The organism is Clostridium beijerinckii HUN142 (assembly GCF_000621745.1).
GTDB classification, from domain to species: domain Bacteria; phylum Bacillota; class Clostridia; order Clostridiales; family Clostridiaceae; genus Clostridium; species Clostridium beijerinckii_A.
In genome coordinates this window covers 1-12,765 of record NZ_JHXK01000009.1, presented here as the reverse complement: position 1 = coordinate 12,765, position 12,765 = coordinate 1, and the positions used below count along the sequence as shown (strand labels likewise).

Here is a 12,765-nt window from a genome sequence, read left to right as displayed (position 1 = left end):
TTGCTATATTAGCTATTCAAATTTTATTGTACATTTTTATTTTGATTTGCTTAACTTGCAATAAACTAAAAGTATATGTGTATTTTATAGAAAGGATACTTAATTATGAATAAATATGGAATACATAAAAAGAATTCTGAAAGGGTAATATCAAAACCAAATAGTAATAGAAAAAATAAGAAAAAGTTACGCTTTACTAACATGATTTTTTTTACGATATTTGAACTTGTTTTTATTGTATGCACATTTCCTTTTTTACTTTTATATGGACCTTTTGAAAATGCAAAAAGAACATTCGTTGGGTCAGCAATGGGTACAATGAATACTCAATATTTGGCTACTTTGTTTTTATCAGAGGAGAAAATAAACAGTATTATAGGTAAATCGTCATCTGACACAGAAAATGAAACAACTAATATTAGCAACGTTAAGATATCAAAGATTAGAGATGATAGTATTGAATTTTATGAGATAGCTGATAATCCTAAATATAAAGGATATTATCTTATTGTAAAGGATCCAACAAGAGTAAAAATAGGTGTTAGCTCAAAATTGCAAACAGAAGGTGAAACAACATCTCAAATTGCCCAAAATAATGATGCGATTGCATCTGTTAATGGAGGTGCATTTGTGGACAAGTCTTCAGTTCAGTGGACGGGTACAGGGGCATTTCCAGATGGAATAGTAATGAGTGATGGGAAAAGAGTATGGAATAGCCTGGAGAAGGATGGTAAAACAGATTTATTTGGAATAACCAAAGAAGGGGTATTAATTGTAGGCAAGTATTCAGAAAATCAACTTAAAGAATTAGGTGTTCAAGAAGCGTTAAGTTTTGGACCTACACTTGTAGTAAATGGAAAAGAGACAAATATTACAGTAGATGGAGGAATAGCACCAAGAACAGCTATTGGTCAGCGAGAAGATGGTGCAATAATTCTTATGGTTATAGATGGACGAAGTTTAACTAGTTTGGGAGCAACATATAAGGAAGTACAGGAAGTTATATATAAATTAGGTGCCATTAATGCAATTAATTTAGATGGTGGAAAGTCTACAACACTATATTATGATGGGGAAGTTAGAAATACACCGTCCAACAGTATGGGTGAAAGAACAATTCCGACAGCAGTTATTGTTAAGTAAATTTAAGGAGATTTAAAATGGAATGAAAAAATTAATTGTTTGGGCAATGTTGGCTTTAATGTTAGAAATAAGTTTACTATATATATTAAACAATTTTGTATTTAAAAATTCATCAGAATTTAATAGTAAAAAGGTTGAAGTAAAGAAAAATAGTATAGATAGTATTAATGTAACTATTCCAAGTGATACAGAGAATATTGATTTATCATATGGAGGTAAGTATTTAACATATTTTAAGGAAAAAAAACTGTATATTCAAGATACTAAAACTGGGAAAGTAAGTGAAATAAATACTAAAGAGAATGAAACGATTATGTACTATAAATGGTTAGAGGGCAGAGATTTAATTGCAGTAGTTGAAAATATAAAAAAAGATGGAAAAGAAAAAGTACAACTTATAACATACAATCCTTCAAGTTTTTCCAAGACTTTGGTGAAAGAAATCTGTAAGTATGAAAAAAATATGGTGGTAAATAATATGACAACATCAGTACTTACAAATGTGTTTTATATAAATATGAATAATGGCAATTCAGAAAATAAAGTCTATAGAATAGATAGGAATGATGATATTACAAATATAGATATAAAAGCTAGTAGTTTAGGCAATATGCAAGTAATACCGCATGAAGATAGACTAATATATGAAGATAAAATAAATGATAAATTCTTTATTACAAGTCCAAATAAACAGTTAATATTTAATTCGAATAAGAAATTAGCGCTTCTAGGCATTGATAAAAAAGATGTAATATATATAGGTGAAATTAATGGAGATAAAATATCAAGTATATTTTATGGTAAAGTTGATGAAGATACATCTACTTGGAATAAAGTAACACTTGATTTAAGTGTAGATAAAAAAGATTTGTATTTTAGCGATGAAAGCGAAATATTAATTAACGATAATCTTAAGGGAGAGGTAAGGAATATTACAACCGGTAAAAAAACCGAATATGAAGGGAAGCTTATTAAAATTAAAGATGAATTTATAGCTATTATGGACAACAATGGAAAATTAGTATATAAGAGTTTAAAATAACTATGCATGCTAACAAATATGTTGGTAGTGTCTGTAGCCACAAAGACTTATTGAATTAGGCACGAAAATTATAACATAATACTTTAAAGGTCAGTATAGATAATAAAGAAAAGGTTGAAGAATCAAGTCCGAATGGATGAGGTTCTTTTTTACTAAATGCAACTTTTAGTTGTCAACTGTGTTATATTTAGGTGGTAGAAATATGATAATATTGTAAGTATACTAATACCAGGAGGGATTAAACTATGAGTTTTCAGGAACAATTGCAAACACTTAGAAAAGCAAAAGGTCTATCGCAAGAAAAATTAGCTGAATTTTTAGGCATATCAAGACAATCAGTTGCAAAATGGGAAGTAGGGCAATCCTATCCAGATATAGCTAGATTAATTGCATTAAGTGAGTTCTTTAAAGTAAGCATTGATAAATTGGTCAATGATTATGAAGAAAATTGTAGGTTGTCAATAGAAGAAAATAAAGTTAATAATATAAATGAAAGTATAATCGATTTTCTATGTAGGGCTAAAAAAGCTACATATGCTGGAAATGGGGCAGAGTGTAAATCTTCAAGGCCAAATTCTCATGATTTAGAATATGTAGAAGAAAACTTAAAATATATTGATACCTATTTAGGTGGAGAAAGATTTTCAGGGGAAGAAGGTTTGTGGCAAAATGATATTCCATTTTGGTCAATGAATTATACTGGAAGGGTTTTGGATGACAGATTTTCAGGCAATTTTTTAAAGGAAGCTTTGAGTTTAGTCACTAAGGATAATCCATATAGAGGTCCTATTATTTATCAAAATGGACAGTATAAATATCATTGCATTATAAATGGAGAATTTAAGTGGTTTCAAGGGCATGAGGAAATATATTTTGATAATATTAAAGTTTATGAATGTTATTTTCATGGAGGATCAATTAAATAGTTAAAACAAGGAGTAATATTATGATATTAAACAGAAATGATTTATGTTGGTGTAAAAGCGGATTGAAATATAAAAATTGTCATTTAGAATTTGACAAAAAGTTAAGTGACTTAAAAAGAAAAGGACATATAGTACCAACAAAAGATCTTATAAAAACAAAAGAGCAGATTGAAGGAATAAGAAAGAGTGCAGAGGTTAATAATGGCCTTTTAGACTTAATTGGCGAAAACATCAAAGAAGGCATGACAACAGAGGAGATAGATAAATTAGCATATGACTATACAATATCAAAGGGTGGAATTCCAGCTGATCTTAATTATGATGGCTTTCCAAAAAGTATTTGTGTATCAATAAATAATGAGGTCTGTCATGGAATACCAAGTGATGATGTTGTCCTTAAAAATGGGGATATTGTAAATGTAGATGCAACCACTATATTAAATGGATATTATTCAGATGCATCAAGAATGTTTATGATTGGTGAAGTAAGTGAAGAAGCTAGGAAATTGGTTCAAGTAACTAAAGAATGTTTAAATAAAGGACTTGAAGCAGTTAAACCTTGGGCATTTTTAGGAGACATTGGAGCAGCAATTCAGGAACATGCAGAAAGTAACGGTTATTCAGTAGTTAGAGAATTTGGAGGACATGGAGTTGGGTTAGATATTCATGAAGATCCATTTGTTTTTCATTTTGGAAAAAGAGGAACAGATATGGTTTTGGCGCCTGGAATGGTGTTCACAATTGAACCGATGATAAACGCTGGAAGCCATGAAATATTTATAGATGAAGATAACGGATGGACTGCATTGACTGATGATGGATCTCTTTCAGCACAATGGGAGCATACAGTTCTTGTAACAGAAGATGGGGTAGAAGTTATTTCAAAATAGTTTTTTAATTTCATATATTTATATATAAATATAGTGAAAAACATGATATCTAATTAAAAGGTATCCTATTTTAATTTTATTCATCTGCACCCTTATCTCATTTTACTTATTTTTGAACTTTTAATACTGAAATTCTTCCCTTTTTAGGTTGCTTTTTACTATTGATGTATGCTTCTTTAATTCCTTGAGGAGATAGGGAAAAAATTTTATCTATATGAATTTGTAGTTCTTTCAGTTCAATCCAATTCATGATTTTTTCAAAGTCTGAGTGGTTTGGTTTAGATTGGAAGAAGTGTGCTTTGATGTTACGTTCCATTGGATAACTATTTATTCCAAAGGAAACGATTGATACATATTTCCCATTATCTTTAATAACTGAGAGACTCTTTTTTCCAACTTCACCCAACGTACCATTATTCTCAATAATGGATGCCTCCATAACAGTATCAATCACCAAATCAACTTTTTCGTGGATTATATCTGCAATATCAAATTCAGTGTAATCGTATATTTCATCTGCTCCTAAAGCTTTTACAAAATCATGATTATTTTTTCTTGCAGTCGTTATAACATAAGCACCATGATTTTTGGCTAATTGTACAGCCACATGACCGACACCGCCAGCACCACCTTGAATTAAAACTCTTTGTCCTTTTAAAAGGTTCCCCTGATCAAATAATGCTTGTTTTGCCGTTAACGTAATTGTAGGCGCAGCACCTGCGATTTCATATGATATATTTTCTGAAAATTTTGCAAGGTGATCCTCATCTATTGCAACGAAATCTTGATATGCCCCTGAATGGATATTTAATCCCATAACACGGTCATTGACTTTAAACCGAGTAACCTTTTTTCCAATAGATTTTACGATACCAGCAACATCACTTCCAAGGAATATTGGTAATTTCTCAGACCATTGTACTCCAACAGAGCTTTTAAATATTTCTCCCGTACGTAGAGGTTCATCACCCGGATTAATTGATGAAGCCTTCACTTCAACAAGTACTTGATTGTCTTTTAAATCTGGTAAATTCACATCTATTTCTTCAAATGTACCTGGGTTACCGAAAACTGTTAAACCGATTGCTTTCATAATTTATCTCCTTCTTAACATTGTTTTTTATTCAACGTGTGTTGAGTAATTTTATGTTATCAGATACAATTAGGTAGTTCAATAAGTAATAGTATGGGATTTGTTGAAAAATCAACAATTACGTTCAATATGTTAATTATTATGGTGAAAGGAAGTATTAAGATGGATAGACGAATTCAAAAATCTAAACAGGCAATCATGGATGCTTTTATGATACTTATTTTAGAAAAAGATTTAGAAAGTATTACTATTGGTGAAATCGCAGAAAAAGCCAATGTTAATCGAGGAACAATTTACCTCCATTTTACTGATAAGTATGATTTAAGGGACAAGTGTTTGGACTATTATTTAACACAATTAACAAAGGCATGTATCCAAGACCATAAGGTAGAACAAATAACATCTAAGTCTAGCCTGATACGTATTTTTGAGCATATTGAAGTCAATTATGAATTTTATTTCTCTATGTTATCAACTAAAGAAAGTACTGTTTTTCGAAAGCGTATGAAGGAAATATTTAAAGAGGGATTGATTAACCGTATAGATTTATCTGAACAAAAAGCTAATAAAGAAATTTCAGTAGAATTTTTAATATCAGCTGGTGTAGGTGTGTTAGAATGGTGGATATATAATTCAAAGCCATACCCTGCACCAATAATAGTAGAACAACTTTGGCGACTTTTTAATAGCGTAGAATGTAATAGCTTTTAGAGGTAACTTAGTTCAATGACAAACCATTTACAGTATATACTTTCCCATTAAATATAAGCAGATTTTCAGGGTTTCATTGCAGGGTGATTGCTGAAGTATAGCGGATGATCTTTGTAAGTCAAATAATACAGTATTACAGAATGTGTTATTTGATTTACAAATCATAAATCTCATTGTAAAAGGGAGATTTAAATGGATAGGCCACGGAAAATAGACTTCTAAAATAGACTTGCACTTACTACTGATACGCGAACTATATCAGTAGTAAGTGCAGTTTTTATATGGTGGTCCGAAGTGGCTCGTCTTCACAATGAAACTCACGGCAATGCTTATGTAGTGTTGTCGTAAGTTACTCTATTTCGATCTTATCATCTATACATAACTGTAATGCAGCAGGCAAAAAATAAGAAAGGTACAGTTCTTAAAGAAAGTGACTACTGAATAAAAGCGTTATCTTTACATATATTATTTTTTTATAATTTTGTAAAACAAGCAATGATAAGTAGATTTTACTTTATTATTCTCTAGAAAATTTTCATTATAAAGATCAATTACTTTTTTGATAAAAGTTGGTGAGGTGCTTCTATTGCTTTTATTACTATTGTTAGCACCAGTTTTCTTAATGGAGTAAAAAAAATTCTTACAATTATTAAAGTACTCATATTTTAATATTTCTCTGCTTTCAATTAAAATCTCATTATTATTCGCCTTAGTTTCTATTGCGTTTTTGCATAAAGTAGTCAACTCATTCAAACTATAAAAAGGTTGTCCAGAATATATAGACTCTTTTATGCACAATGCTTGCTTTGCCTTATTAAAACATTCATTCAATTCACGAAAAGTATATTCACCAAATGTAGAAAAGCAGAGCATACCATTTGGATTTAATGCAGTATATAGCTTTTTTATAGTTGTGGGCATGTGATTAAACCATTGAAATGTAGCATTAGAAATGACTATGTCATAAGTGTTGTTAAGTTCCATTTCTTCTATATCAATACAAATAAAATCTACAGAATTATTTGTGAACTTGGATTTTATTTCAGCAATCATTCCTGGTGCAATATCAACAGCAGTTATATGTGCAGAAGGAAAAATCTCAGTTAAAGCATATGTTAGGTATCCTGTTCCACAACCAATCTCTAAAATATTTTTAATTTCAATATTATCTTTATTGTTTTGCAGCATGAACTTTATTAAAATATCTTTCATCTCTTTTTGTATATGAGCATATTGATTATAATTTGAAGCGTTTTTGCTAAAATGAAATTTTACTTGTTGTTTATCAATCATATATATACCTTCCATAATTAAATATTTTTTGATGTGAACTCGGATATGATATTGTAACAAACATTAGGGTTTGTAAAAAAGGGAATATGTCCAGCCGCTCTTATAATCTCTATATTTGAATTTGCTGACATGTTTTTTATATATTCAGCCCCCTTCAAAGGACATATATTATCATCTTCACCTTGGATTATTAATAAAGGAACATTTATCCGGAATAATTTAGTTCTTAAATCTTTTTGTATTAAATAATCCAATCCTAATGATAAAGAATCTATTGATTGATTTTTAGTATTACTTTTCATTGTTTGCAAAAATTCGTTGTTATAGTTCTTTAGTTTTTCTTCTTTTGAAAACATAGCATCATAAAAATCATACAGTGTTTCTTGTGGATTTTTATAAAGTTTGGATTTCATTCTTTCTACAATTTTTTTATTCAATCCAATATTGTATCCATTTTCGTTATGTTGAATAAAGGAGCTTGTACAGCCAACTAAAATTAAGTTTTTAATATTGAATAGGTTATCTGATGCAATATCTTGAGCAACTAATGAACCTAAAGACCATCCTAGTATTGAAAAAGTGGATATTTGTTTTTGTTCTATAACGTTTATTACTTTTTCTTTAAATTGATTTAATGAAAAAACATTATCCCATTCAATAAATACTAATTCGAAATCATTAGATAGTAATTTATCAAATTCATTCCAAACAAGACTGTTCATTCCCCAGCCAGGCAGCATAATTAAATAAGGTTTAGTCATTTTGACCTCCAATAATATTTAAATCTTTACCAATTAATTTGATTTTTGTCAAGGCTTCTTCTAAATCTTGGGGTGTATGTGTTGCCATTAGAGAAATTCTTAAACGACTTGTACCCTCAGGAACAGAAGGTGGTCTGATAGCTGGTATGTATATACCTTCTCTCAATAAGTTTTTGCTAAATTCAACAGCTTTATATGCAGGTCCAACCATAATTGGAATAATAGGAGTTTTTGTTTTTAATACATTAAATCCTGCTATACTAAGTTCATTTTGAAGCCAATTTGACATTTTTAATAAATTAGATCTTCTTTTTTCATCATTTTCAATAATTTCTAACGATTTTATAGAAACTGCAATTGTAGCAGGTGATAAAGCGGTAGAATAAATAAAGCTTCTTGCAGAATTTTTTAGATAATCAATCAAATCTTTACTGCCAGCTGCATAACCACCTTCAGAAGCAATAGATTTGCTTAATGTTCCCATCATAATATTAATTTGATTATCACAGTTAAAATATGAGGCTGTACCTGATCCATTTTTACCTAAAATACCTGTAGCATGAGCATCATCAACCATCGTTATAATATCATTTTCTTTTGCAATTTTTACGATATCTGGAAGAGGAGCGATATCTCCATCCATACTAAATACACCATCTGTTACAATCAAACTATTATTTTTTTTGTACTTATTTACTTTATATAACAAATCAGTCATATCACAATGTTTGTACCTAATAAGCTTTGCATCACTTAAACGACAACCATCAATAATACTGGCATGATTCAGTTTGTCACAAAAGATAACCCAATTCCTATCACAAATAGCTGAAATAATACCTACATTAGCCATATAACCCGTATTAAAAATTAAACTTGCTTCAGTACCTTTAAAGGATGCAATTTTTTTTTCTAATTCTTTATGTATATCATAACTCCCCGTAGTTAGCCTAGAACCTCCAGATCCAACACCATATTTATGTATTGCATCAATGGCTGCTTTTTTTAATCTATAATCATCGCAAAGACCTAAATAATTGTTAGAACCTAAAAGTATAAAATCTTTTCCGCCCATTTTAACTCTAGGAGATTGAGCTGTTTCAATATATTTAAGTTTTCTATATAATTCTTTTGTTTTTATTTTTTGCAGTTTTTCTATTACATAATTCATAATTTAATTCTCCTACAGACTAAAGATATAATTTACTATGTTTAACTTAAAAGATAAACTAATATAGAATTATTGTCAACCTATATGGTTATTATAGTTGACAATACTAAAGTAAAGGTATATATTGAGTTTTATTAGCAGAAATGCTGGAAAATAATTAAAAAACTTGAATATGAGGTGAAAATTTGTAATGGGTAACAATATTTTTATTACTGCAACAGGAACAGATATAGGAAAAACTTTTGTAACAGGACTTATAGTAAAAAAATTAAGAGATGCAGGATATAATGCGGGGTATTATAAAGCAGCATTGAGTGGGGCAGAAGTTACAGAAAATGCGCTTATACCAGGGGATGCTTATTATGTAAATAAAATTGCTAACATTAATGAAACTATGGACAACCTAGTATCATATGTGTATAAAGAAGCAGTATCGCCACATTTGGCTTCCCAAATAGAAGGAAATCCAGTTGAAATGAATAAGGTTATAGAAGATTTCAATAATTCTTTATCAAAGTATGATTATTTAACTATGGAGGGTAGTGGTGGAATAGTATGCCCTATAAGATATGATGATAAAAAAATCATGCTTGAAGATATAGTAAAGGAATTAGGCCTTTCAACTTTAATTATTGCAGATTCAGGACTTGGCACAATTAATCATGTGGTTCTTACTGTGGAATATTTGAAAAACAGGAATATATCAATAAAAGGAATTATATTAAACCGCTATAGTGAAGGTAATATACTTCATGAAGATAATAAAAAAATGATAGAGGCAATTACTGAAATTTCAGTAATTGCACTAGTAAAAGAAAATGATGAAGAGTTAAATATTGATATAAATAAATTATTAGAAATATATGAGTAAACTTTTGTATGATTTACAATTGCGTATAGTTGACTGGATTCTACTATTTCATAATCATAGCTGTAATTAAGCATCACATATGAAAAGTAAACTATATATGTTGCAATGAACAAGCTATATATAATTATTTATTGTCCATTAATTTAATGCAGAAAATCAATTAGGACTTGTATATTATAAAAAATAAAAGAGAAAAGAGAATGAATATGAATTTAGTTGAAAAAGATTTGAAATATATCTGGCACCCATGCTCCCAGATGAAGGATTATGAAGAATTAAAGCCAATTATAATTGATCATGGAAAAGGCATTTATTTATATGATAAGGATGGCAAGGAATATATAGATATAGTAAGCTCATGGTGGTGTAATTTACTTGGGCATTGCAATCCAACAATAAATGAATATATTAAGAATCAGCTTGAGGATTTAGAACATGTTATTTTTGCTAATTTTTCTCATGAACCAGCAATAAAACTTTGTGAAGAGTTAAGTAAAATTATTCCAAAGGGCCTTACAAAATTTAATTTTTCAGATAATGGTTCTGCTTCAGTTGAGTGTGCCTTAAAAATGAGTTTTCAATACCAATATCAAACAGGGAATAAAAAGAAAACAAGATTTATGTGTTTAAGTGAAGGATACCACGGAGAAACTATTGGAGCATTGTCTGTTGGAAGTATGGATTTATATGCAAAAATTTATAAGCCTATGTTAATGGATACAATTCGTGTGGAAGCGCCTGATTGCTATAGATGCCCATATGGTAAAACGAGAGATTGTTGCAATGCAGAATGTTTTGAACATGCAGAAAAATCTTTTGAGAAATATGGAGAAGAAACTTGCGCAATAATTGTTGAACCATTATTACAGGGAAGTGCAGGAATGAGAATTTATCCACCTGTATATTTAAAGAAATTGAGAAAATTATGCGATGAATATAAAGTTCTTCTAATTTCAGACGAAATTGCTACTGGCTTTGGAAGGACAGGGAAAATGTTTGCATTTGAGCATGCAGGTGTCAGTCCAGATATTATGTGTATATCAAAAGGATTGACAGGAGGCTATATGCCTATGGCAATAACAATTACAACAGATGAAATCTATAATGCATTTTATGATGACTATAATAAAGGAAAAGCATTTATGCATAGTCATACGTACAGTGGAAATCCTCTTGGATGTTCAGCAGCACTGGCAGTTCAGAAAATTCTAAGGGAAGAAGCTATTTTAGAAAAAGCAAATTTAAGAGCAAGTTACTTAAACAAAAAGTTAAAGGAGGCTTTACTGGAACATCCACAGATAGGCGAAATAAGAAACATTGGACTTATTAATGCAATGGAACTTGTAAAAGATAAAAAGACAAAAGAATCTTATGATCCTGAACTTAGGGTGGGTTACGAAGTATATAAGAGAGCATTAAATAAAGGATTAATATTAAGGCCACTTGGTAATGTATTATATTTCAATCCGCCATTAATAATTAATGAAGAACAAATAGATAAAGCAGTTTCAATATGTAAAGAAGCAATAGAAGAAGTAATATTTTAGTGGATTTCAAAAGTTTAGCCAGTGATTTTATGGATGTAATGCATAAGTCGCGCGAAAGAAATGTGCAGAAGCAGGTTAATGATTCCATGCATGGTAAAAATTTTGTTCTGTAATATATTTCTAAGCATTAAGAAAATGTGATTCCAAGTAATATCAGTAATGCACTGGGAGTTACTTCTGCCAGGGGTGCAGCGACTCTTAAGAGTCTAGAGGAAAAAGGGCTGATTACATATGAAGTAGGACACTTTGAAGGAATAATAATTTAAAAAGCGAATTACAAATGCTAATGAACCTGTATGCCCAACAGTATGTACGATGGTGCGAGAGGACAGAAAACAAAATAATTGTTTTCATCCTACTCGATTTATTATGCTATAGCTTATTTTTAGGTCGTAGTAATTAACTTGATTGATTATTTGCAGTAGCTTTCATTTCTTTATTTAGGAAATAAGATATTACTGTTCTAATTATAACTATAGCGGCTAGTCTCAAAATATCATGCATAGTAGGGTTTAATATAGAATCTATAATATCTGCACTTATTAAAATCTCCAGACCTAATAATATATAAGAGCCTAAATAATTTTTTGCAGATGTAATCTTTTGAACTATATTTGATCTATTATTAATGGATATTTCCACTTTAATAAAATTTATCAGGCAAAGAAAAACGCCCCAAACTATGATTGTTATAGATAAACCTTGTAAAACTATTATAAGGATTTCAAGAATTTTCTTAATATCCAATACTACACCTCCTTTATTAAAATATAGTTTATCCGTAAATACCATATTATAAACCCTGTATTCCTCAAGCATTAAATAATTGTAAATCTACTAACATTATTGTCAGAGGAGAAGATAATTCTGAATATGTAGATTTAACGAATTAACTAATAGTAGTATTCTTTGAAAATTTAATAATGCAATATTTACAAAATATCCTGGAATTAACTAAAGTGTAAATAATAAATTTGAGTTATGGAGGTTAAAAGAAATGTCAAGAGGAATTATTATTTTTGGTTCAGCCGGTTCTGGAAAAACGACATTAGGAAAATTGGCAGCAAAAAAGCTTGGCTTTCCGTATTTTGATATAGATGATTATATTTGGAGAAAAGATACAGATAAACCTTTTACTGTTATGCATACTCATGAAGAAAAGATTAACAGATTAATGACAGATATATCAAAAAGAACTCATTTTGTGATGGCAGGTTCAATGGATAGTTTTAATCAGCCCTTTGTTCCATTATTTGATTTAGCTATACATATTACTGCATCTGTTAATACTAGAATTGCCCGAATTCATAAGAGAGA

General features: G+C 29.8%; 13 protein-coding genes. 8 read left to right on the top strand and 5 right to left on the bottom strand.

Translation table 11 applies throughout. The annotated features are described in order from the left end of the window. The first annotated feature begins 105 nt into the window (after positions 1-105). From T483_RS0103255 to T483_RS0103240, 4 genes are all read left to right on the top strand, one after another. Complete coding sequence (locus T483_RS0103255) at positions 106-1,143, top strand: phosphodiester glycosidase family protein (RefSeq protein WP_026885544.1); 1,038 nt, start codon at positions 106-108, stop codon at positions 1,141-1,143. A 22-nt stretch (positions 1,144-1,165) separates the two neighbouring features. Beyond that, complete coding sequence (locus T483_RS0103250; protein WP_026885543.1) at positions 1,166-2,185, top strand: hypothetical protein; 1,020 nt, start codon at positions 1,166-1,168, stop codon at positions 2,183-2,185. Between the two features lie 245 nt (positions 2,186-2,430). Next, complete coding sequence (locus tag T483_RS0103245) at positions 2,431-3,111, top strand: DUF5680 domain-containing protein (protein WP_026885542.1); 681 nt, start codon at positions 2,431-2,433, stop codon at positions 3,109-3,111. Positions 3,112-3,131: 20 nt separating this feature from the next. Beyond that, positions 3,132-4,001 carry a methionyl aminopeptidase gene (locus T483_RS0103240; protein ID WP_026885541.1) on the top strand — a complete coding sequence of 290 codons (870 nt, stop codon included), beginning with the start codon at positions 3,132-3,134 and terminating at the stop codon, positions 3,999-4,001. 106 nt (positions 4,002-4,107) lie between these two features. Here the strand turns inward: T483_RS0103240 and T483_RS0103235 are convergent, their stop codons facing one another. Continuing rightward, positions 4,108-5,094: an NADP-dependent oxidoreductase gene (locus T483_RS0103235; protein ID WP_026885540.1), complete on the bottom strand. Its 987-nt coding sequence runs from the start codon at positions 5,092-5,094 to the stop codon at positions 4,108-4,110. 162 nt (positions 5,095-5,256) lie between these two features. Here T483_RS0103235 and T483_RS0103230 point away from each other — a divergent pair, with 162 nt between their 5' ends. After that, the gene (locus tag T483_RS0103230) at positions 5,257-5,805 is read left to right on the top strand and encodes a TetR/AcrR family transcriptional regulator (RefSeq protein WP_026885539.1); all 549 of its coding nucleotides are present in this window, start codon (positions 5,257-5,259) and stop codon (positions 5,803-5,805) included. A 465-nt stretch (positions 5,806-6,270) separates the two neighbouring features. Here the strand turns inward: T483_RS0103230 and bioC are convergent, their stop codons facing one another. Genes bioC through bioF form a run of 3 tightly spaced genes read right to left on the bottom strand, consistent with a single transcriptional unit; the run spans position 6,271 to position 9,030 of the window. Further along, positions 6,271-7,098, bottom strand: coding sequence for a malonyl-ACP O-methyltransferase BioC (gene bioC, locus T483_RS0103225; protein WP_026885538.1), 828 nt, complete (start codon positions 7,096-7,098; stop codon positions 6,271-6,273). Between the two features lie 17 nt (positions 7,099-7,115). Next, complete coding sequence (locus T483_RS0103220) at positions 7,116-7,859, bottom strand: alpha/beta fold hydrolase (RefSeq protein ID WP_026885537.1); 744 nt, start codon at positions 7,857-7,859, stop codon at positions 7,116-7,118. Continuing rightward, a complete protein-coding gene (gene bioF, locus T483_RS0103215) occupies positions 7,852-9,030 on the bottom strand; it encodes an 8-amino-7-oxononanoate synthase (protein ID WP_026885536.1) in 1,179 nt (392 codons plus the stop codon). Before bioF ends, T483_RS0103220 begins: the two co-directional genes overlap by 8 nt. Before the next feature lie 190 nt (positions 9,031-9,220). On the opposite strand from bioF, the gene bioD reads away from it, so the two are divergent. Then, a complete protein-coding gene (gene bioD, locus T483_RS0103210; RefSeq protein ID WP_026885535.1) occupies positions 9,221-9,901 on the top strand; it encodes a dethiobiotin synthase in 681 nt (226 codons plus the stop codon). Positions 9,902-10,107: 206 nt separating this feature from the next. After that, positions 10,108-11,448 (top strand): adenosylmethionine--8-amino-7-oxononanoate transaminase, encoded by a 1,341-nt coding sequence (bioA, locus tag T483_RS0103205; RefSeq protein ID WP_026885534.1) that lies wholly within the window; start codon positions 10,108-10,110, stop codon positions 11,446-11,448. 399 nt (positions 11,449-11,847) lie between these two features. Here bioA and T483_RS0103200 read toward each other — a convergent pair whose 3' ends face one another. Then, positions 11,848-12,240, bottom strand: a complete 393-nt coding sequence (locus T483_RS0103200) for a DUF1622 domain-containing protein (RefSeq protein WP_051560276.1) — start codon at positions 12,238-12,240, stop codon at positions 11,848-11,850. A gap of 205 nt (positions 12,241-12,445) precedes the next feature. Between T483_RS0103200 and T483_RS0103195 the strand changes: the two genes are divergently transcribed. Beyond that, positions 12,446-12,765 (top strand): AAA family ATPase (locus tag T483_RS0103195; RefSeq protein ID WP_026884954.1); only part of this gene is annotated, 320 nt, incomplete at its 3' end.